This window comes from Flagellimonas oceanensis (assembly GCF_003992595.1).
GTDB classification, from domain to species: Bacteria; Bacteroidota; Bacteroidia; order Flavobacteriales; family Flavobacteriaceae; genus Flagellimonas; species Flagellimonas oceanensis.
Map to the genome: position 1 here is coordinate 269,436 of NZ_RZNA01000040.1, position 19,719 is coordinate 289,154.

The 19,719-nt window shown below is 42.0% G+C and carries 23 protein-coding genes; 14 read left to right on the plus strand and 9 right to left on the minus strand.

Features of this window, described 5'->3' with window-relative positions:
- Window positions 1-44: 44 nt before the first annotated feature.
- Window positions 45-695: a hypothetical protein gene (locus tag EO132_RS10950; RefSeq protein WP_127137885.1), complete on the plus strand. Its 651-nt coding sequence runs from the start codon at window positions 45-47 to the stop codon at window positions 693-695.
- Window positions 696-744: 49 nt separating this feature from the next.
- On the opposite strand, the gene EO132_RS10955 is transcribed toward EO132_RS10950, so the two are convergent.
- From EO132_RS10955 to dnaA, 3 genes are read right to left on the minus strand one after another with little or no spacing between them, the layout of a single operon-like run.
- Window positions 745-1,446, minus strand: a complete 702-nt coding sequence (locus EO132_RS10955) for an SAM-dependent methyltransferase (RefSeq protein ID WP_235856437.1) — start codon at window positions 1,444-1,446, stop codon at window positions 745-747.
- Between the two features lie 31 nt (window positions 1,447-1,477).
- Window positions 1,478-1,930, minus strand: coding sequence for a low molecular weight protein-tyrosine-phosphatase (locus EO132_RS10960; RefSeq protein ID WP_127137887.1), 453 nt, complete (start codon window positions 1,928-1,930; stop codon window positions 1,478-1,480).
- A gap of 16 nt (window positions 1,931-1,946) precedes the next feature.
- Entirely contained in the window at window positions 1,947-3,371 is a 1,425-nt protein-coding gene (gene dnaA, locus EO132_RS10965; RefSeq protein WP_108244696.1) for a chromosomal replication initiator protein DnaA, read from the minus strand.
- A gap of 201 nt (window positions 3,372-3,572) precedes the next feature.
- On the opposite strand from dnaA, the gene EO132_RS10970 reads away from it, so the two are divergent.
- Window positions 3,573-3,971 carry an acyl-CoA thioesterase gene (locus EO132_RS10970; protein WP_127137888.1) on the plus strand — a complete coding sequence of 133 codons (399 nt, stop codon included), beginning with the start codon at window positions 3,573-3,575 and terminating at the stop codon, window positions 3,969-3,971.
- 114 nt (window positions 3,972-4,085) lie between these two features.
- On the opposite strand, the gene EO132_RS10975 is transcribed toward EO132_RS10970, so the two are convergent.
- The 4 genes from EO132_RS10975 to ribD are packed head-to-tail and all read right to left on the minus strand — an operon-like array spanning window position 4,086 to window position 7,211.
- A complete protein-coding gene (locus tag EO132_RS10975; protein WP_127137889.1) occupies window positions 4,086-4,700 on the minus strand; it encodes an IMPACT family protein in 615 nt (204 codons plus the stop codon).
- A complete protein-coding gene (locus EO132_RS10980; RefSeq protein ID WP_127137890.1) occupies window positions 4,700-5,563 on the minus strand; it encodes a DMT family transporter in 864 nt (287 codons plus the stop codon). The genes EO132_RS10975 and EO132_RS10980 overlap by 1 nt, the downstream gene beginning before the upstream one ends.
- Window positions 5,564-6,166 (minus strand): HAD-IA family hydrolase, encoded by a 603-nt coding sequence (locus EO132_RS10985; RefSeq protein ID WP_127137891.1) that lies wholly within the window; start codon window positions 6,164-6,166, stop codon window positions 5,564-5,566. It abuts the gene before it with no gap.
- Window positions 6,159-7,211, minus strand: a complete 1,053-nt coding sequence (gene ribD / locus EO132_RS10990) for a bifunctional diaminohydroxyphosphoribosylaminopyrimidine deaminase/5-amino-6-(5-phosphoribosylamino)uracil reductase RibD (protein ID WP_164732325.1) — start codon at window positions 7,209-7,211, stop codon at window positions 6,159-6,161. The genes EO132_RS10985 and ribD overlap by 8 nt, the downstream gene beginning before the upstream one ends.
- A gap of 28 nt (window positions 7,212-7,239) precedes the next feature.
- On the opposite strand from ribD, the gene EO132_RS10995 reads away from it, so the two are divergent.
- The 6 genes from EO132_RS10995 to EO132_RS11020 all read left to right on the plus strand — a co-directional run bounded on the left by EO132_RS10995 (window position 7,240) and on the right by EO132_RS11020 (window position 12,709).
- Window positions 7,240-7,725, plus strand: coding sequence for a GNAT family N-acetyltransferase (locus EO132_RS10995; protein WP_127137893.1), 486 nt, complete (start codon window positions 7,240-7,242; stop codon window positions 7,723-7,725).
- A complete protein-coding gene (gene prmC, locus EO132_RS11000; RefSeq protein ID WP_127137894.1) occupies window positions 7,725-8,642 on the plus strand; it encodes a peptide chain release factor N(5)-glutamine methyltransferase in 918 nt (305 codons plus the stop codon). Before EO132_RS10995 ends, prmC begins: the two co-directional genes overlap by 1 nt.
- A 31-nt stretch (window positions 8,643-8,673) precedes the next feature.
- The gene (gene ligA / locus EO132_RS11005; RefSeq protein ID WP_127137895.1) at window positions 8,674-10,671 is read left to right on the plus strand and encodes an NAD-dependent DNA ligase LigA; all 1,998 of its coding nucleotides are present in this window, start codon (window positions 8,674-8,676) and stop codon (window positions 10,669-10,671) included.
- The gene (locus EO132_RS11010; RefSeq protein WP_127137896.1) at window positions 10,668-10,961 is read left to right on the plus strand and encodes a hypothetical protein; all 294 of its coding nucleotides are present in this window, start codon (window positions 10,668-10,670) and stop codon (window positions 10,959-10,961) included. Before ligA ends, EO132_RS11010 begins: the two co-directional genes overlap by 4 nt.
- Before the next feature lie 331 nt (window positions 10,962-11,292).
- The gene (locus tag EO132_RS11015; protein ID WP_127137897.1) at window positions 11,293-12,162 is read left to right on the plus strand and encodes a cadherin repeat domain-containing protein; all 870 of its coding nucleotides are present in this window, start codon (window positions 11,293-11,295) and stop codon (window positions 12,160-12,162) included.
- Window positions 12,110-12,709, plus strand: coding sequence for a BspA family leucine-rich repeat surface protein (locus EO132_RS11020; RefSeq protein ID WP_127137898.1), 600 nt, complete (start codon window positions 12,110-12,112; stop codon window positions 12,707-12,709). The genes EO132_RS11015 and EO132_RS11020 overlap by 53 nt, the downstream gene beginning before the upstream one ends.
- 445 nt (window positions 12,710-13,154) lie before the next feature.
- Here EO132_RS11020 and EO132_RS11025 read toward each other — a convergent pair whose 3' ends face one another.
- Together EO132_RS11025 and EO132_RS11030 are read right to left on the minus strand one after the other, a co-directional pair.
- Window positions 13,155-14,066, minus strand: coding sequence for a metallophosphatase (locus tag EO132_RS11025; RefSeq protein WP_127137899.1), 912 nt, complete (start codon window positions 14,064-14,066; stop codon window positions 13,155-13,157).
- Window positions 14,067-14,069: 3 nt separating this feature from the next.
- Entirely contained in the window at window positions 14,070-14,783 is a 714-nt protein-coding gene (locus EO132_RS11030) for a 5'-nucleotidase C-terminal domain-containing protein (RefSeq protein WP_235856439.1), read from the minus strand.
- 115 nt (window positions 14,784-14,898) lie between these two features.
- On the opposite strand from EO132_RS11030, the gene EO132_RS11035 reads away from it, so the two are divergent.
- The 6 genes from EO132_RS11035 (at window position 14,899) to porD (ending at window position 19,715) form a co-directional block, all read left to right on the plus strand.
- Window positions 14,899-15,432: a DUF6913 domain-containing protein gene (locus EO132_RS11035; RefSeq protein ID WP_127137901.1), complete on the plus strand. Its 534-nt coding sequence runs from the start codon at window positions 14,899-14,901 to the stop codon at window positions 15,430-15,432.
- A 4-nt stretch (window positions 15,433-15,436) separates the two neighbouring features.
- Window positions 15,437-16,327, plus strand: coding sequence for a 4-hydroxy-tetrahydrodipicolinate synthase (gene dapA, locus EO132_RS11040; RefSeq protein ID WP_127137902.1), 891 nt, complete (start codon window positions 15,437-15,439; stop codon window positions 16,325-16,327).
- A gap of 108 nt (window positions 16,328-16,435) precedes the next feature.
- Window positions 16,436-17,272, plus strand: coding sequence for an outer membrane protein assembly factor BamD (locus tag EO132_RS11045; protein ID WP_127137903.1), 837 nt, complete (start codon window positions 16,436-16,438; stop codon window positions 17,270-17,272).
- Window positions 17,273-17,296: 24 nt separating this feature from the next.
- Window positions 17,297-17,623 (plus strand): DNA-directed RNA polymerase subunit omega, encoded by a 327-nt coding sequence (locus tag EO132_RS11050; protein WP_127137904.1) that lies wholly within the window; start codon window positions 17,297-17,299, stop codon window positions 17,621-17,623.
- A gap of 3 nt (window positions 17,624-17,626) precedes the next feature.
- Window positions 17,627-18,832 (plus strand): bifunctional phosphopantothenoylcysteine decarboxylase/phosphopantothenate--cysteine ligase CoaBC, encoded by a 1,206-nt coding sequence (gene coaBC, locus EO132_RS11055; RefSeq protein WP_127137905.1) that lies wholly within the window; start codon window positions 17,627-17,629, stop codon window positions 18,830-18,832.
- Window positions 18,825-19,715, plus strand: coding sequence for a type IX secretion system protein PorD (gene porD, locus EO132_RS11060; RefSeq protein ID WP_127137906.1), 891 nt, complete (start codon window positions 18,825-18,827; stop codon window positions 19,713-19,715). The genes coaBC and porD overlap by 8 nt, the downstream gene beginning before the upstream one ends.
- The last annotated feature ends 4 nt before the right edge of the window (window positions 19,716-19,719 follow it).

A 19,719-nucleotide genomic window follows, 5' to 3' on the forward strand; every position in this document is an offset into this window, starting at 1 on the left:
GATTTTTGATACGTATATGTATCGAGATCACAAATATGAACAATATGAAAAGATGGATAGGTTTTATACTGCATCTTGCCATGATTGTAGTTTTGACAAGTTTTGGAACGTATACTGTAATGAAAAAAGTGGATGTTGAAATTCCGGAATCATTAAAGGTATCGACCAATTTGGAATTTTTTGCACCGCAAGATTCCATTGCACTTATTGACGATGACGAGGACGAGGTAACCCCTCCTTTTCTGGGCAAAGCCTTCAATGGCTTTAAGGAAGCGCTCGCTTTTAAAGAATCCCAGGGTAAATATCATAGAGTAAACACATTGGGCTATTTAGGTAAATACCAGTTTGGTAGTAGTACCTTGCATTTGATGGGCGTTTACGATATGGATGATTTTCTGGAAAACCCAGAACTTCAGGAAAAGGCTTTTGAGGCCAATATTGCCCGAAACAAGTGGATTCTGAGAAGAGACATTAAGCGTTTTAACGGAAAAACCATTGGAGGAATCAAGGTTACGGAGTCGGGTATACTAGCTGCAGCACATTTGGCTGGAGCAGGAAACGTCAAAAAGTATCTACGATCGTACGGGCAAAATGATGTAACTGATGCTTACGGAAGTAACATTTCGTATTACATGAAAAAGTTTGCGGGCTACGATATTTCCAATATCAAGCAGCAGAAAAATGCCAAGGTATAATAGGCTAAGAATTACTATTTAAAAAAAGCTCCGGATTTCGGAGCTTTTTTTATGCTTGAATAATATAGATTGTCGGTCGTTTATCGAGGTCTATCTCAATTTCGCTCCACTCATGTACACTTTTGGTGGAGATGAACTCCGTTGGTAAAGTAATGTCGCAAGCAATGCACAAGCGGGTAGATTTATGGAGCGTTTTCAATAGCTCTTTCACCAATTTGTTGTTTCGGTAAGGCGTCTCCATAAAAATTTGGGATTGTCCTTTGTCGCGGGAGAATCGTTCCAAACCTTTCACCATCTTCTTTCGTTCTGTATTGTCAATGGGCAAATAACCATTAAAGGCAAAGTTTTGTCCGTTCATCCCACTGCTCATCATTGCCATCAAAATAGAGGAGGGGCCTACCAAGGGCACCACCTGTATCCTTCTTTCGTGGGCAACACGAACTACATCGGCGCCGGGGTCGGCAATTCCCGGGCATCCAGCCTCAGATAAAATCCCGATATCATGCCCATGGATACAAGGGTCTAAAAACGAAGGAATTTCCTCTGCTTTGGTATATTTGTTCAGGGGTTGTAAGTGGAGTTCGGGTTGTGATTTGCTGGGACTTACCCGTTTGATGAATCGTCTGGCAGTCTTTTCGTTTTCCACAATATAGTGGTCAATGCGTTCAATGGTTCCTTTTACCGATATGGGCAACACCTCCAAAGGAGCATTGTCTCCCAAGGTGGTGGGAATCAAATAGATTTTCCCCATTACTAAACCCGGTTTTTCCTCTTGCATGGGCTTAATTTAGCTTTTTCGCAATTGCCTCACAAGCCCTATCGATCATTTGGTATACATTTTCAAAACCATCTTCGCCTCCATAGTAGGGATCAGGAACCTCTTGTATGCCTACTTCAACCTCGCTCAACAACAATTTTACTTTGCTGGCTTCCTCTTTGTTTGTGGCAAGACTGGCCACATCCGAAAAATTGCTTCGGTCCATGACATAGATGTGGTCAAACTCCAAAAAGTCTTGTCTGGAAAACTTTCTACACTTTTGATGAGTAATGTTCAAGCCATATTTTTTGGCTACAGCAATGGAGCGTTTGTCGGGCGGATTACCTACATGATATCCGGCCGTCCCTGCGGAATCCACGAAAACGGCTTCAGAATCCACTTTAGATTGCAGAATGCCTTCAGCCAATGGTGATCTGCAAATGTTTCCTAAGCAGACCATCAAAACTTTGGTTTTCATAAATGAGTTGTGAATATTAAGAGAACTTCTTGCTTAAGTCCTCAATGTACTTTCTGAATTGCTTATCGGTCTCAGCAAGGTTATCCACCGTTTTGCAGGCATGGAGCACGGTCGCATGATCGCGTTTTCCAATTTGTGAACCAATACTGGCCAAAGACGCCTTGGTAAATTTCTTTGCAAAGAACATGGCCAATTGCCTGGCTTGTACAATGTGGCGTTTTCTGGTTTTGGACTGAAGCGTGGCCACATCCATTTCAAAGTAATCGGATACTACTTTTTGAATGTAGTCAATGGAGACTTCGCGCTTCGTGTTTTTCACGAACTTTTCCACTACTTGTTGGGCCAGTTCCAAAGTAACCTCGCGTTTGTTGAAAGAAGATTGTGCAATCAAGGAAATGATGGCACCTTCCAGTTCACGGATATTGGTCTTGATGTTCTTGGCCACATGGTCGATGATATCTTCGGGCATTTCAACCCCATCTCGGTACAATTTGTTTTTCAAGATGGACACACGGGTTTCGTAATCTGGACTTTGCAATTCTGCTGAAAGACCCCATTTGAAACGGGAGAGCAAACGCTGCTCAATATCCTGCATATCCACAGGAGCTTTGTCCGATGTCAATATTACCTGCTTACCATTTTGGTGCAAGTGGTTAAAAATATGGAAGAATACATCCTGAGTTCCAGATTTGCCGGATAGAAATTGTACATCATCAATGATAAGTACATCTATCAACTGGTAAAAATGGATAAAATCGTTTCGGGTATTCTTTTTTACCGACTCTATATATTGTTGCGTGAATTTCTCCGCCGAAATATAGAGTACCGTCTTTTCTGGATACTTGTCTTTTATTTCAACCCCAATTGCATGGGCCAAGTGGGTCTTACCCAAACCGACGCCACCAAAAACCAATAATGGGTTAAAGGATGTTCCTCCCGGTTTGTTGGCCACAGCCATTCCTGCTGAACGTGCCAAGCGGTTGGAATCGCCTTCCAGGAAATTATCAAAATTATAGTTGGGATTTAACTGGGATTCAATTTTAATGTTTCGAATTCCAGGAATCACAAATGGATTTTTAAGTTCGGGACTTTTGGAGGTAATCGGCACATCCAATTCCTGAGGTCCCACAGCGGTACGGTTGGAACTTGGAATCTGTTCCGTAAAAGGCTCCTTGTTACCGTACTTGTTTTCCATTTTTATAACGTAGATCAGCTTAGCGTTGCTACCCAACTCACGGGTCATGGCAACTTTAAGAAGCTTTACATAATGTTCTTCGAGCCATTCGTAGAAAAACTTACTGGGAACCTGAATGCTTAGTGCCTTATCAGTTAGTTTTATAGGTTTGATGGGTTCAAACCATGTTTTGAATGCCTGCGGTTGGATGTTATCTTGGATAAAAGCCAAACAGTTGTTCCATACGGAATTAGCAGTAGCACTCATAGAAGTTTTTCCTTGTTTTAATGGTTAGCTTTAAACTTAAGAGTAAGCATCTAAAGGATTATAGGATGCTTATTGGATGCGACAAATATGTGAACAAATCTTTTAAAAAAAAAATGAAATTGTCATTGAAAGTTTTGTTTTTTTTTCGCATGTTGCCCTTAAAATAAGCGAGCCTCTAAATATATAATTTTTCAGCTAAAAATGGGTCTAAATTCATATTCTTTTCGGGTTCGTTATGCAGAAACCGACCAAATGGGTGTTGTTTACCACGGTAATTATGCACAGTACTTCGAATTGGGTCGAGTAGAGTGGTTAAGAGCGATGGGAATCACTTACAAGAGTATGGAGGATAATGGTGTGATGCTGCCCGTAATTTCTTTACATATTGATTACAAAAAGTCTGCGCTGTATGATGATTTGTTAACTGTGGAGACGCAACTCAAATCCAAACCCTTGGTCAAAATTGAATTCAATTATAAACTAATCAACGAAGCGGGGGAATTATTGGCCACCGCAAATACAGTTTTGGCCTTTATGGATAAAAAAACCGGCAGGCCCATAAAATGTCCAGATTATATTTTGGAAAAGTTGGATGATTGAATTTTTTCAGAAGTCAGAAGTCAGAAGTCAGGTCCTGGGATTGGTGAGTCTTTGTTCTTGTATCTTTCAGCGAAGCGGTCCTGGATTTAACAACCCAGGCGGTTTTCGATTCAATTAATCCATCATAGTCGTATCCACTCCATGTATTTCATCGAAAAGTTGAAAAACTTCTTCCGATTCACTTAATCGGACCGAAATAACCAGTTCACAATCCAATTCCATTTTCTGGGACACAATGTCCAGGTTTTTTTGTTTGATGGTACGCATCACTATATCCATTGCCGGATACTCAAATTGTAACCGCAATTTCGTCTTGATGGTTTTTTTGACAATCTTGGCACTTTCCAACGCCATTTGAGCAGCCGTTTTGTAGGCTTGTATCAATCCGCCGACCCCAAGTTTGGTGCCTCCAAAGATTCGGGTAACGGTAATCAGTACATTGGTCACATCAAAGGATTGTATTTGTCCGTAAATGGGCATTCCGGCTGAATTGTTCGGTTCGCCATCATCATTGGCCCTGTACATAGGGTTTTCTGTTCCCAGTTGCCAAGCATAACAAACATGATTGGCCGTATGATACTTTTTTCGAAGCTCCTCTACAATCGGTTTTACATCATCCTCTGAAGCAATGGGGTGTACTTGAGCGTAGAATTTGCTCTTTCTGTCCTTATATAATATCTCGGGTGAAGTTTTGGTAACAGTCCTATAAGCATCCTCTTTTTTCTCCATTAGAACAAAGCTACCAATATTATGCTCAAAACGGACAAGGCGACACCGCTCCAGTTTTTAAGACTTAGTTTCTCTTTAAACAAAACTATTCCGAAAAGTGTGGAGAACATCACTATGGCAACATTATTTAAGGTAAAGATGGCGGCACTGCTCAAAATGTCAGCCCGTAGGGCGCGAATCAAAAAGTAAATGGAAAAATAGTTGGGTACACCAAGAGCAATTCCTCCCACAATGTTTTTCAGGTTGATTTTCAAGGGGATTTTAGTTGCCTTTATACCGATAAAAATAAAACCGGTCAAGGCAGCAAAACCAAAAATCATGGAAGAGAACACGGGAATCTCTTGATCGGTCAAATGGATTTCCTCAAAATACTGGATGCTCGTATCGATAATACCTGAGCCCAGAAAAACCAATAAAGGTAGTATCAGTGCTTTTCGGTCTATCCTAATGCTCTTCTCTTTAATGGAAGCCAAGTACACGGCGACCAGCGCCAAAACAATCCCGATAATCTGTAAAGCACTTAAATGCTCACCATATAAAAGGACTCCCATCACTACGGGAATGGCCAGTGACATTTTGGTGGCCACCGAGGCTACGGAAACACCTGAGACCTGTGCGGTACGAGCCATCAAATTAAAGATGACAATAAAAAGTATACCTAATAATATAGGACCGATGAGCCAAGGTTTATAGGTGAAGTCATTTACGCCAACGGGACCATCATACAAAAAGAACCCAACGGCACAGGCTACCACATAATTGGTAATGATGGCGTAAAGCGTCTGGATTCTGAAAACATCGAACAGTTTAAAGACCACAAAAATCAAAGTCGAGCTCAAAACGCTCAGAATCAGATATACCATTTATAATTTTGATTTTAGCTGGGTTACATCCTCTCGGCCCACTTGAAGGTTCCAAACGTTAATTCCTAAGGTGGCTGCAGCATCGGTATTCTCCTTTACATCATCCACAAAAAAGGTTTCTTCCGCTGTAAGTTGGTTTTCTTGGAGAACAAAATCAAAAATTTCGGCATCTGGTTTACGCATACCCATTTCATAACTTAGGTAAAACACATCAAATGCATTTTTGAACCTATTGAATCGTTCAGCGCCCATTTGTTCCCTCACACGTTCAATATGCAGGTCATTGGTGTTGCTCAACAATATCATTTTATATACATTTTCTGCAGCAAACTGTTCAATGAATTCCAAACGGTGTTCGGGAAAATCCAGTAAAATGGAGTTCCACGCGTTAGTCAAATATTCCCTGCTGGCTTTGGGGAAGTGAGTGGAAACTTCATCCAAAAAGTCAGAAGAAGCCATGAGTCCTTTCTCATAATTTTGAAATAGACTTTCTAAACTGGGGGTTATTTCGGTAAAACCGTGCTGCACCATAGCTTTAGCCGTCGCAGGTTTGTCCAGATTGATGAGCACATCGCCAAAATCGAGAATTATGTTTTTAATCATTGCTGTAAACGGATAGGGTATCTGTCAATATCTTTTTTTGAAGCTGTAAAGTTCCCTGGAATTTAGGAGCAGGCAAACCATTTTTAAAACAAACAGCACCTTTAAAAATACGGGCTTCATCCCAAAGGTTTTCAAAGATAAAAGTTTGAAGCGTTTTTGCTCCGCCTTCAATAATTACGCTGGTAATGTTATGTTGATGGAGCGCACTGCAAATTTGATGGGCCAAATTCTCTGAAAAATCGATTACTCCATATTCAATACCTCCTATATATTGTGATGCATCTTCGACGGCTGTCAAAATGATGGTTTGAACCGATTTGTCCATAACATGATAGTTTGAATCAATCTTCAAACTCCTGTCCAAAATCACACGGATAGGATTTTTGCCCGCCCAGTTGCGAGTGGTCAGCTTGGGATTGTCCTCCAAAACCGTGTTTGTTCCGACCAAAATGGCCTGTTCTTGGCTTCGCCATTGGTGCACCAACTGTTTGGAATGGGAATTGGTGATCCAAAAGGGTTCAGGGTTATTGCTTCGCTCGGAGGCATTGGGGGCCAAAAAACCATCATCCGACTCTGCCCACTTTAAAATTATATAAGGACGGTTCGTTTCTTGAAAGGTCAAAAACCGTTTGTGGTGTTCCCTGCATTCAGCTTCCAAAACACCCACTGTGACTTTGCAACCAGCACTCTCCAATTTTTCAATGCCCTTGCCAGCCACTTTATCATGCGGGTCTTTCAAACCTATAAAAACTTCTTTGAGTCGGTGTTTGGCAATCAAATCAGCGCAGGGAGGGGTTTTGCCATAATGGGAGCAGGGCTCCAAGGTAACATATAGGGATGCTTCTTTCAGCAAGTCCTTATTCTTGACAGAGTTAATGGCATTCACTTCAGCATGTGGACCTCCGTAGGGGCTGGTAAATCCCTCTCCGATGATGCTATTGTTGTGCACGATCACACATCCCACCATAGGGTTTGGAGCTGTTGTTCCAAGTCCTATTTTGGCCAGTTCCATGCAGCGAAGGATGTATTTTTGATGTATATTCACACCGCAAAAATAGAACAATAAAAAAAGAATGGGAGATACGGTGATTCGTGAAATAACCCCCGAAGACAATGCACAGGTAGCCCAGGTAATACGAAAGGTTTTTGAGGATATGGGTGTGCCCAAAGTTGGCACCGCTTATGCCGACAAAGCTTTGGATGATATGTATTCCAATTATAATGTGCCAAAAGCAACATATTTTGTAGTGGAACAAGAAGGCAAAGTAATCGGTTGTGCGGGTGTAGCACAATTGGATAACTATGAGGGAAACGTGTGCGAGCTTCAAAAAATGTACTTTTTGGAGGAGGCTCGGGGCAAAGGACTTGGTGCCAAAATGATTGAGGCTTGTTTGGACAAGGCAAAGGAATTCGGTTTTGAAGCATGCTATCTCGAAACCATGCCTTACATGGAAGCTGCCCAAAAATTGTACAAAAGAAACGGTTTTGAATATATAGATGCCCCCATGGGAAATACGGGACATTTTTCCTGCCCCGTTTGGATGCTTAAAAAACTGTAATGCTCCTAAAAGAAATCAAAGACATTTACCATAAAGAGTTGGGTGGAATCTATCTCAAGGAAGAAATTGATTCCTTTTTCTATTCTTGTATTGAACATTACCTGAACCTGGAACGATTCATTCTGGCCATTCAGCCTGGAATTACCTTGACCAAGGAAGAGGAACAACCGCTTTTTGAAGTATTGTCCGAATTGAAGTTGGAAAAACCCCTTCAATATATTTTGGGCACGGCCCATTTTATGGATTTGGAGCTTCAGGTGGATGAAAACGTGTTGATACCTCGCCCTGAGACGGAAGAATTGGTGCAATGGATTTTGGATGATTGTCAGATGGAAGAACAGTTTAAATCGGACGCTGAGCGGAGCCGAAGCGTCATTTCGACTATGCTCAACGACCATTCTTTACGAATTTTAGACATCGGAACAGGAAGTGGCTGTATCGCTATTGCTTTAGCAAAGCATCTTCCCAATGTCACAGTGTTTGCTTTGGATGTATCCGAAGGTGCATTGAACGTGGCTCGGAAAAATGCAGCATCAAATGGAGTGGATATCACATTTTTGCACGAAGATATCCTTGACATTGAACTTGAACTTGATTTTGACATCATCGTTTCCAATCCGCCCTACGTCAGGGAGTTGGAGAAGGAGGGAATCCAAAAGAATGTAAAGGACTTTGAGCCGAAAACGGCTTTGTTTGTACCAGACGAAGCCCCGTTGTTGTTTTACAGGGCAATTATCGATTTTGCAGAAAAGCATCTCTCCGAAAAGGGAAAGTTGTATTTTGAAATCAATCAATATTTGGGAGAGGAGACCAAAGCACTTTTCCATGCCCGTAATTTTTCAGAAATTGAACTGCGAAAAGATATGTTTGGCAATGACAGAAAGCTAAAAGCAAATGTCCCCTCGAGGGGACTTTAGGGGTGTTTTTTAATCCTGATAAAGAAAACCAATGAGTATAGAACAAAAAATAATCTCCCTGCGTGATGAACTAAGGGAACACAATTATAAATATTACGTGCTCGATGAGCCGTCCATTTCCGATTATGAGTTTGATATGAAACTCAAGGAACTCCAAAAATTGGAGGCGGAACACCCTGAATTTCAAGACCCAACATCACCAAGCTTGCGTGTGGGAGGGATGGTTACCAAAAACTTTGAAACCGTTCCCCATGAGCATCGCATGTATTCTTTGGACAATTCATATTCCAAAGAGGACTTGGAAGATTGGGAAAAGCGCATCCAACGGATTTTGGGAGATGTTGAGGTAGAGTTCACTTGTGAATTAAAGTATGATGGAGCTTCCATCAGTCTAACGTATGAAGACGGGCAATTGGTAAAAGCAGTTACCCGGGGCGATGGCTTTCAAGGGGATGATGTGACCAACAACATCAAGACTATAAAGTCAGTTCCCTTGCAATTGAAAGGGGATTATCCACCAAAATTTGATATTCGTGGGGAAATTATCCTAACGCTCGAAGGATTTGCCAAAATGAACGCAGAGCGTGTTGAAGCTGGTGAAGACCCTTACATGAACCCAAGAAACACGGCATCGGGCAGTTTAAAATTACAGGATAGTGCCTTGGTGGCCCAACGACCTTTGGAATGTCTGTTGTATAGCATCGCGGGCGATAATCTGGGAGTTGCATCCCAGTTTGAAGTATTGGAAAAAGCACGGTCATGGGGGTTCAAAGTACCCACGGTGGCCAAGCTTTGCAAATCCACCGCAGAGGTCATGCAGTTTGCGGATTATTGGGAGGTACATCGGCACGACTTGCCTTACGAGACTGATGGGGTAGTAGTTAAGGTAAACAGCATCCAGCATCAAGAGGAGCTAGGGTACACGGCCAAGTCGCCAAGATGGGCCATGGCATACAAATTCAAGGCGGAACAGGCGATTACCAAGCTAAATAAGATTACGTATCAAGTTGGGCGTACGGGGGCCATTACACCTGTAGCTAATCTGGAACCAGTTTTATTGGCAGGAACAACGGTAAAACGAGCCTCGTTGCACAATGCCGATCAAATTGCGAAGCTTGATGTTCGCGAAGGCGATACCGTTTTTGTGGAAAAGGGAGGGGAAATCATTCCTAAAATTGTAAAGGTTGATTTTACGAAGCGAGATCCCGATTCGAAACCTACCGAGTATATTACACACTGTCCGGAATGTGAAACGGAATTGATAAGGAAAGAAGGCGAAGCGCAACACTTTTGCCCAAATGATACAGGGTGCCCTACCCAGATTACTGGTCGAATCCAACATTTTATTTCCCGCAAGGCCATGGATATCGAAGGTTTGGGCAGCGAAACGGTGGAGCTTCTTTTCAATGAAGATTTGATTGATGACTATGCCGACCTTTATACCCTGACCAAGGAGCAAATATTGCCATTGGAGCGTATGGCGGAGAAGTCTGCTGAAAATTTGGTAAATGGCGTGCAAGCATCCAAAGCGATTCCGTTTGAACGTGTGCTTTTTGCTCTGGGGATTCGGTATGTAGGGGAGACGGTGGCCAAAAAACTGGCAAAAGCCTTCAAAAACATTGATGCTTTAATGGCTGCTTCGCAAGAGCAATTGGTTGCTGTGGATGAGATAGGGGAGCGAATTGCACAAAGTGTGATCAAATTTTTCAGCGAACCTGTCAATCAGGATATTATTGATCGATTAAAATCCCATGGATTACAATTCTCGTTGTCCGAAGAGCAATTGGAAAATCAAACTGAATTGCTCAAGGGGCAAACATTTGTGGTTTCCGGAGTATTCGAAATCAGTAGAAACGATTTGAAGAAATTGATTGAGGACAATGGGGGCAAGGTGGCATCGTCCGTGTCCTCAAAAACTAGCTTTTTGGTCGCTGGCGACAAAATGGGCCCCAGTAAACGCACCAAAGCGGAAAATTTGGGGGTTCCCATAATATCAGAACAGGAATTTCTACAAAAACTGGAAGTATGATACCCAAAACCTTCGAAGAATTTGAATGTACATTAAGTCACAATGCACCGCCGAAGGAGTGGTCCGAACCTTTACAGTCGCTTTGGTTTGATGCAAAAGGGGACTGGGAAGCATCACACGATATTGTCCAAGATCTCCATTCCCCAATGGGTAGTTGGATTCATGCCTATCTGCACCGAAAAGAAGGTGACAAGTGGAACGCTGGCTACTGGTATGGCCGAGCGGACAAACCTTTTCCGGAATGCAGTTTGGATGAAGAATTGAAAGTGCTGGTCGAAGCGAATCTTTAGGAGGCAACCTGTGCCCAATTATCAACAAGTGGTAAAGGATTAGCGCTTAAAGTTGTTATTAGTAAAGAATGATTGTTGGGACTGAAAAATCTCTTTTTCAGATGTGTAATCAAAAGTAGTTGTGATCATTTTTGAAATTGGTGTCAATCCTCTTACTCTTGATCATCCAATTATCGCAAGAATTCATCAAAATCCGGAGTTGTTGAAAAACCCCGTCAATTGACAAGCCTCATCTGTCAATTGAAAACACCCATCCGTCAATTTACCATTACAAAGAATTCAATAAATACGGAGTTTAGACCTATTAATAACCCTAAAAGTTTTAAAAACGATGAAAAAGAATTTGTTATTATTTGGTTTACTCTCAGTTCTTATTTGGTCTTGTGGCAAAGATGATGCGCCACCACCACCCAAAAACAATGCGCCAACAATTGAAGTAGCCACGTATACAGTAATTGAAAGTATTAGTGTTGATTTTATCATTGGTACGGTAACGGAAGACGACAAAGATGAGGATGCCCTTTCTTTCGAGATAACTACTAACAGCAATGACCTGTTTGAGATTGGAAAGACAACGGGTGTACTAAGTCTAAAAGCAGGAAAACAATTAAACTTTAGCGAAGCTCAGCTCCATAAAGTTACTGTTACCGTTACGGATGGAGAGGATGAGGCATCAGCGGAGTTCACTATTAATGTGAATAACTTCAACATAGCGGGCCCCGTAATAGATAATCAAGCTTTTGAGGTGTTGGAGGATATTACCCCAAGTGAAGTCATTGATGTGGTTGTAGCCACCGATGCTGATGGAGATGCGCTGGAATTTAGCATATCAATCAATGATGGTGATCTATTTGTCATCAACAATGCAGGCGAACTCAGTGTAGCAGAAGGCAAGGAACTCGATTTTAAAACATCCACGGAACACACTATAGAAGTTATGGTAACCGACGGTGTGGAAGAAGCCACGGCTGAAGTTCAAATCAGTGTTTTGAACAAAATAGAGGGGCCAGGAGAAGACCCCAATTCCTTTGTGACCACCTGGGATATTTTACCAAGTAGCCCTAAGTTGACCATTGGAAAGAATTTAAACTATGCTTATGATTTTCAGATTGATTGGGGGGATGGTACTGTGGAGCACATAACAACCGATGCCCCCATACAAGATATTGAACACGGTATATGCTTCGGCCGGTATGTATAAGGTTTCCATTGGGGGTGACTTCCCGGCGATTTCCATGTATTATTCAGACGAGCAGTCTCAAAAAGCTCTTGTTTCCATAGACCATTGGGGTATTATTCCTTGGCAATCGATGTTCGGGGCTTTTACTTCATGTTCGGGCATGGAGTACAAAGCTGAGGATAAACCAAATTTAACCAATGTCATCTCCATGGAAGGGATGTTTGCAGATTCCTCATTTGATGGCGCTATAGGGGACTGGAATGTAAGCAATGTCCAAAACATGGAAGGATTGTTTGCCTTGGCACCCAATTTTGATCAAGACCTGGGAAGCTGGAACATCAGCAGCGTAAGCAGTATGCAAAACATGATGGATGGCTCTGGAAAGTCCACGACCAATTACAGCAATACCCTCATCGGATGGAGCAGTCAAAATCAAGCAGACCTCCCCAATGGAATTACATTAGGAGCCGAAGGCTTGGAGTATTGTGGGGGAGAGGCTGAGTTCAATAGGGCCTTATTGGTTGAAGCTCATAATTGGGACATAATAGGTGATGCACCTTGCCCATAAATTGATGATAAAAACATAGTTCAAAACCATTACGAGGCAGAGACCAAGTAATGGTTTTTTGATTGAGCCCCTTCTACTGCATTCAGGGCACTGTTTTATGATAAGTTTATGTGTCATTCCCGCGCCCCGTTCTTCAACGGGATGAAAAAGCAGGAATCCATTTTAAGGTTTGACCATTATAATGAGGCATTCCTTTTTTCAAGCGCAAGAGTAAGTTTCAGGCTCAGTACAAAGTCATTAGCGGTAATTTATGGGATTCAGGCCTACGGCAGGCGTGTCAGTCCAATGAACAGTAATCAATTTTCGATAAGCAATTGTCAATTTCCAACAATCCAACCATCGAATAATCGAATTACCTAACAATCGAAACCATCAAACTACGGCCTTCAAATATGCTCAGGATGACAATAGGGTAGAGAGTTAAACGGTGTTTAAAACAACAAGGTCAAACCGTAATACTTACCCCTTGAGCAGAGGCATTTTTATTCGAATCAAAGTAAAAATCAATCCTACCCAGATTAATGCCGTAGCAGCCCACTTGGTTAACGAGTACCGAGTTTCCACTTTGGTTGGTGCGTACATCGGGCTTGTCCAAAAAGGTATGGGTGTGTCCACCAATAATCAAGTCCGTGTGGAAGGTTTGTTGCGCTAATCGTGTATCGCATGGCCTTTCAGGGTCGTTGTAATCGTACCCCAAATGCGAAAGACAAACAATTAAATCACATTGTTCTTCCTCTTTCAATTGCTTCTCCATATCCAACGCAATCTCGTACGGATTCAAATATTGGGTCTCTTTGTACAATTTTTTGGTTACTAAACCATCCAATTCTATGCCTAGCCCGTACACGCCGATTTTTACACCATCCACCATATAGATTTTGTATGGCTTTACGTAACCATCCATTACGGTATTGGAAAAATCGTAGTTGGCACTGATCATCTCAAAAGTAGCATGGGGCATTTGTGCCAACAAGCCATCGATACCATTGTCAAAGTCGTGGTTGCCAATAGTAGAAGCATCATATTTGAGTTTGCTCATCAGCTTAAACTCCAATTCGCCTCCATAGAAATTAAAATAAGGTGTACCCTGAAAAATATCCCCAGCATCAAATAGCAGGGTGTTTGGGTTTTCGTTACGTATTTGTTCCACCAAAGTGGCCCTTCGGGAAACCCCGCCCAAATTCGGGTATCTGGAGTGGGAGGAAGGAAAGGTGTCGATATGGCTGTGCACATCGTTGGTGTGCAATATGGTAATCTGCTTTTTTCCCAAATTAGAACAGGAGCTTAAACTTAGTCCTCCCAAACCAATCAAGGTGGAAGCCGCAGTGGTATTGGTTATGAAATCCCTTCTTTTCATGGTCTAATCAAGTTGTTTAATTCGTTCATCAGCTACAGCTTTCAAGGTGTCCACTTTTTTAAAGTGGTCGATGATGGCATTGCGCAATAGGTAATCGGTTGCCGTTCTTGAAACAATTTCATCAAAAAAACCAACGCTGGGTCCACCATTGACCAAATAGTCTGATGTGGCCACAAAGTAATTTCGACTTTCATCAAAAGGTTGTCCCTGAATGTTCACGGATTCCAGAGCTCCCTCTTTGTCAGTAATGATTTCAATTCCAGATACGGGATGCCTACGGGAGGATTTAGCTACAAAGTTGATCAATTGTCGTGTAGCGGAACCGCTGAGCTCTACCACTTCGATATAATTTTCAAAGGGCATTACCTCATAAGCATTCCTTGCGCTTACATTTCCCTCGGAAATTACCGAGCGTACCCCACCGGCATTCAGTACTACAAAATCAAGCTCCTTACCCGATCTAGAGTTGAAAATGGGAGCGGCTTCTTCAAAAACGATGTCCGCCATTAAATTTCCCATGGATGAGGTGCGTTCGCCATCATTCAACAGTAATGGTTTTGGAGCGTAGGCCAAGGTGCTGTCCAGGATCTCGTTGATTCGGTTTTTGTAGGGTTCCACAAAGTCTGTGATGGAGTCTGTCTGGGCTATGGTGGAATCAATCGGTATTTGTTTCCCTTCGATTTCGGTTAGTTTTCCCGTTTCATTTTTACAGGACATCAAAAAACAAAAAGTTGTAAATACAACAAATTGTTTAAATTTTAGATTGTTCACGTGCGTATCTTTGTTAAGTCGTCTTGGTAGATTATTTACCTTTGTAAAAATCATCAAAAATATGTTTTTGAAAGGACTCCAAGACAAATTTAAGGTTAAATCCGGGCTAAAATATTTAAGGGAGGAAATGGAAAAGCCTCCAAAGTCCGTGACCAGGGGAAAGGGGATTACAAGCGTCGGCTGTATAGTGGATGTGGACAATTTCCAGAAAGCGGAAGCCTTTTATGAACTTATTGATGAATTTGAGTTGCGTCCCAATGCCATAAAGATTATTGGCTATAAACGGGAATACGACAAAAACTCTCCTTATGCCATCCAAATGTTCTCTGATAGGGATTTGGGGTGGAAAGGACAGATAGAGAACGGGTACGTTCTTGAGTTTTTGGGCAGGGAATACGATATGCTGATCAATTATTATGAAGAGGATAATTTGATTATGAAGTTGTTATCGGTAAAAACCCCCGCTCGTCTCAAAGTAGGTTTAGGTAGCCAAGACCCCAAGGTCAACGATTTGATCTTAAATACACCCATGAATGATTTTAAGTTGTTCAAGAGTGAGTTAAAAAAGTATTTAAAGGTCTTAAAAGAAATTTGAGTAAATGGAACAATTTATCGGAACAGGAGTAGCATTGATAACCCCGTTCAGAGAAGATGTATCGGTGGACGTGGAAGCTTTGGAAAGTGTGGTGGAGCACAATATCCAGGGCGGTGTGGATTATTTGGTAGTGCTGGGTACCACAGCTGAGACCGCAACCCTTTCCCCATCAGAAAAACAATTGGTGGTTGATGTAGTGGTGCGAACCAATGCCGGAAGGTTACCTTTGGTAATAGGTGTAGGTGGCAATAACACCATGGCCGTTGTCAATGAGTTGAAAACATTGGATTTATCGGATTTTGATGCGATTCTGTCTGTTTCCCCATATTACAACAAACCAACACAGGAAGGGATTTACCAGCATTTTAAAGCCATCTCGGAAGCATCCCCGATACCCATCATCCTGTATAACGTACCTTCTAGGACAGGAAGTAACATGCTGCCAGAAACCACATTGCGCTTGGCATATGATTTTCCAAATATCGTTGGGATCAAGGAAGCTTGCGGCAATTCCGTTCAAATAGATAAACTCATCAAAAACAAACCCGAAAACTTTTTGGTCATCTCAGGTGATGATGCCACAGCTTTACCTACGGTTTTAGCAGGAGGTGGAGGAGTTATTTCGGTATTGGGTCAAGGATTGCCATCACTTTTTTCCGAAATGATCAAGTTGGGTCTGGAGGGCAATACTAGGGAAGCCTATGGAATCCATCATAAATTATCTGACCTCATGGGTCTTATTTTTGAGGAAGGTAACCCAGCGGGCATCAAAAGTATTTTTGAAAACAAAGGTATTTGTAGAGCTTCGGTAAGGTTGCCGTTAGTGGAGGCGACCCCGGTTTTAAAGCATAAAATCGAGGTTTCTTTAAAGACCTTGGACAAGGCACATGTTTAAAATTCGTTAAATGTTGCCCAAATTCTTGTTGATTGGCCGTGTTACCCTTTACATTTGAGTGGTAAAAAAATCTTTTTTATATCCATTCAATATCACTAATTTTGCAAAATGTTTTTGAATATGAGGTCAATACTCCTTTTTTGTTGTGCAGCAGTACTTCTCGTTTCTTGTAGCGAGTACCAAAAGGTGCTCAAGGAAACCGATACAAAGGCCAAATATGAAATGGCCGAAAAACTGTATGAGGAAGGTGATTATAAAAGGGCTGTTCGTTTGTTCGAGCAGATTGCACCCAAATATGTGGGTCGGCCACAGGGAGAGCGTGTGATGTTCTTTTTTGCGGACAGTTATTTCAAAAACGGCGATTATTATTTGTCAGGGTATCAGTTTGAGCGCTTTATCAAATCGTATCCCCGAAGTGATAAGATTCAAGAAGCTAGTTTTTTGGGAGCCAAAAGTTACTATATGCTTTCTCCGAGATATTCTTTGGATCAAACCGAAACGGATAAGGCTTTGTTGAAACTTCAAACCTTTATCAATAATTACTCTGAGTCCGAATATTTTGAAGAGGCCAATACCATGGCAGGGGAATTGACCACCAAAAAGGAAAAGAAAGAGATAGAGATTGCCAAACAATTCAATAAATTAGGGGAGTTCAACCTACCTATATTGATTTCGGCCATTACGGCTTTGGATAATTTCATTACGGATAACCCAGGTTCGGTATACAGGGAAGAAGCCCTTTTTTACCGAATTGAAGCGGCCACAAGATTGGCTCTGAACAGTACCGAAGAAAGAAAACAAGAGCGATTGGAAGATGCTCTTGAATCCTATAATACGTTAATGCGTTATTTTCCAGAAACGGAATTCAAGAAAAAGGCAGATGGTTATGCTGAAACAATCCGCGAGGAATTGAGCGCTTATAACACTACTTCCTTATCCAAATAAAAACTAGTTTTTAAACCACTGCATATGCAAGATTTGAAAAACACAAAGGCCCCGGTTTCCACTACAACACTCAACAGAAACGAGTTTGACGAAAAAACCGGAAACATTTACGAAGCCATTTCCATTGCGGCCAAAAGAGCCATCCAAATCAATTCTGAAATCAAAAAAGAATTGTTGGAGAAGCTAGAAGAGTTCGCTACCTATAGCGACAGCTTGGAGGAAGTGTTCGAAAACAAAGAACAGATTGAGGTTTCCAAATTCTATGAAAAATTGCCAAAACCACATGCTTTGGCAGTACAAGAGTGGTTGGAAGATAAAATCTACTACAGGAATACAGAGAAAGACGCTTAAGAAATGCTTAGCGGTAAAAATATCCTTTTGGGAGTTTCCGGGGGAATTGCCGCCTACAAGACCACATTTCTTGTTCGCTTACTGATTAAAGCTGGCGCCCAGGTCAAAGTTGTTATGACCCAGAGCGCCAGCTCTTTTGTTTCCCCACTTACCTTGTCGACACTTTCCAAGAGTCCGGTTATGATGGATTTTATCAATGAGGAGGATGGAAGTCTTTCTTGGAACAATCATGTGGAGCTTGGACTTTGGGCCGATGTGATGCTGATTGCACCTGCCACGGCCAACACCTTGTCCAAGATGGCCAATGGAACCTGTGATAATCTACTTTTAGCGACCTATTTGTCAGCAAAATGCCCTGTGTATTTTGCCCCAGCTATGGATTTGGATATGTACAAGCATCCTTCCACAAAAAGCTCTTTGGAGAAACTTCAATCTTTTGGCAACATCATGATTCCTGCTGAATCAGGCGAATTGGCCAGCGGATTGCACGGCGAAGGACGTATGGCAGAGCCGGAAAACATAATGGCTTTTATACAGGAAGATTTGAAAAAGGGTCTTCCGCTTTCGGGGAAAAAAGTACTCATTACCGCAGGCCCCACTCAAGAGGCTATCGACCCTGTTCGCTTTTTGGGCAACCGTTCCACGGGCACTATGGGGTTTGAATTGGCAAAGAGAGCTGCTATTCTGGGCGCAAATGTAATTTTGGTTTCAGGCCCTACACACTTGAGCATAGATGATCAAAATATTCAACTGATTCGCGTGGTTGCTGCGCAGGACATGTACGACGCCTGTCATGAACACTACGAGGATACCGATATTGCCATATGTGCAGCTGCAGTTGCGGATTATCGACCCAAAACCATCGCTTCTGAAAAAGTTAAGAAACAGGAGGGCGATATGAAGATTGAACTGGAGCGCACCCCGGATATTTTGATGTCACTTGGGGAAGCCAAAAAGAATCAGTTCTTGGTCGGTTTCGCTTTAGAAACCCAGAACGAACTGGAAAATGCCAAAGGCAAGCTCCAAAGAAAGCATTTGGACGGTATTGTGCTCAACTCGCTAAAAGATGATGGTGCAGGGTTTGGCGGAAGTACAAATACAATCACTTTCATAGATAAGAATTCAGGGATAAAAACGTTTGATTTGAAGACGAAGTCCGAAGTGGCTTCCGATATTTGGGAAGAAATCATCTCCAGAATCCATGCGTAACATACTTTTTTCCGTTTTTCTATTATTTGCTGTCCTCGGGACTTATGCACAGGAATTGAATTGTCGGGTGACTGTGAACTCAGACCAAGTAGGGCAGACCAATCAGCAGATATTCAGGACTTTGGAGCGTTCGCTGAACGATTTTGTTAACAAGACCAAATGGACGAACAGGACGTATCGTGAAAATGAACGAGTCAATGCTCGGATGTTTATTACAGTGACCCAATACGAGTCCGATCGTTTTGAAGCCAACATCCAGATACAGTCCACGAGACCTGTTTTTAATACTACCTACGAGAGTCCTGTATTCAACTACAAGGACAATGCATTTAATTTTCAATATCAGGAGTTTCAACCCTTGGTCTACAATCCAAATAACTTCGACTCCAATTTGGTTGGTGTTATTTCGTACTACGTTTATATGATTTTGGGATTGGATGCCGACACATTCTCCTTGGAAGGAGGTAACGATTTCTACCGACAGGCACAAAATATAGTGACTCAGGCACAAAGTTCAAACTATAGCGGTTGGGGTCAGGATACTGGAGACCGTAGCCGTTTTGAATTAGTGGATAACCTATTGAGTAACGCTTTCCGTGAATATAGGATTGCCATGTACAATTATCACAGAAAAGGACTCGATATACTGGCAGATAATAACAGTACCGGCAAGCAAATCATTGCAGGAAGCCTTCGTTTGTTTGAAACGCTTATCAGTCGTAGGCCCAATGCCTTTTTGATTCAGACCTTTTTTGATGCCAAGTCCGAGGAAATTCAGAATATCTTCTCCGATGGTCCCAAGGTGGATATCGTAAAACTCAAGGAAACCCTTAACAAAGTGGCCCCATTTTATTCCAGCACATGGAATGAAATAAATTACTAGTGCA

Bases quoted from the DNA above. Each gene is read 5' to 3' on its own strand.
- EO132_RS10950 (WP_127137885.1), top strand. From the start codon at position 45: ATGAAAAGATGGATAGGTTTTATACTGCATCTTGCCATGATTGTAGTT.
- EO132_RS10955 (WP_235856437.1), bottom strand. From the start codon at position 1,446: ATGGGGAAAATCTATTTGATTCCCACCACCTTGGGAGACAATGCTCCT.
- EO132_RS10960 (WP_127137887.1), bottom strand. From the start codon at position 1,930: ATGAAAACCAAAGTTTTGATGGTCTGCTTAGGAAACATTTGCAGATCA.
- dnaA (WP_108244696.1), bottom strand. From the start codon at position 3,371: ATGAGTGCTACTGCTAATTCCGTATGGAACAACTGTTTGGCTTTTATC.
- EO132_RS10970 (WP_127137888.1), top strand. From the start codon at position 3,573: ATGGGTCTAAATTCATATTCTTTTCGGGTTCGTTATGCAGAAACCGAC.
- EO132_RS10975 (WP_127137889.1), bottom strand. From the start codon at position 4,700: ATGGAGAAAAAAGAGGATGCTTATAGGACTGTTACCAAAACTTCACCC.
- EO132_RS10980 (WP_127137890.1), bottom strand. From the start codon at position 5,563: ATGGTATATCTGATTCTGAGCGTTTTGAGCTCGACTTTGATTTTTGTG.
- EO132_RS10985 (WP_127137891.1), bottom strand. From the start codon at position 6,166: ATGATTAAAAACATAATTCTCGATTTTGGCGATGTGCTCATCAATCTG.
- EO132_RS10995 (WP_127137893.1), top strand. From the start codon at position 7,240: ATGGGAGATACGGTGATTCGTGAAATAACCCCCGAAGACAATGCACAG.
- prmC (WP_127137894.1), top strand. From the start codon at position 7,725: ATGCTCCTAAAAGAAATCAAAGACATTTACCATAAAGAGTTGGGTGGA.
- ligA (WP_127137895.1), top strand. From the start codon at position 8,674: ATGAGTATAGAACAAAAAATAATCTCCCTGCGTGATGAACTAAGGGAA.
- EO132_RS11010 (WP_127137896.1), top strand. From the start codon at position 10,668: ATGATACCCAAAACCTTCGAAGAATTTGAATGTACATTAAGTCACAAT.
- EO132_RS11015 (WP_127137897.1), top strand. From the start codon at position 11,293: ATGAAAAAGAATTTGTTATTATTTGGTTTACTCTCAGTTCTTATTTGG.
- EO132_RS11020 (WP_127137898.1), top strand. From the start codon at position 12,110: ATGCCCCCATACAAGATATTGAACACGGTATATGCTTCGGCCGGTATG.
- EO132_RS11025 (WP_127137899.1), bottom strand. From the start codon at position 14,066: ATGAAAAGAAGGGATTTCATAACCAATACCACTGCGGCTTCCACCTTG.
- EO132_RS11030 (WP_235856439.1), bottom strand. From the start codon at position 14,783: ATGTCCTGTAAAAATGAAACGGGAAAACTAACCGAAATCGAAGGGAAA.
- EO132_RS11035 (WP_127137901.1), top strand. From the start codon at position 14,899: ATGTTTTTGAAAGGACTCCAAGACAAATTTAAGGTTAAATCCGGGCTA.
- dapA (WP_127137902.1), top strand. From the start codon at position 15,437: ATGGAACAATTTATCGGAACAGGAGTAGCATTGATAACCCCGTTCAGA.
- EO132_RS11045 (WP_127137903.1), top strand. From the start codon at position 16,436: ATGTTTTTGAATATGAGGTCAATACTCCTTTTTTGTTGTGCAGCAGTA.
- EO132_RS11050 (WP_127137904.1), top strand. From the start codon at position 17,297: ATGCAAGATTTGAAAAACACAAAGGCCCCGGTTTCCACTACAACACTC.
- coaBC (WP_127137905.1), top strand. From the start codon at position 17,627: ATGCTTAGCGGTAAAAATATCCTTTTGGGAGTTTCCGGGGGAATTGCC.
- porD (WP_127137906.1), top strand. From the start codon at position 18,825: ATGCGTAACATACTTTTTTCCGTTTTTCTATTATTTGCTGTCCTCGGG.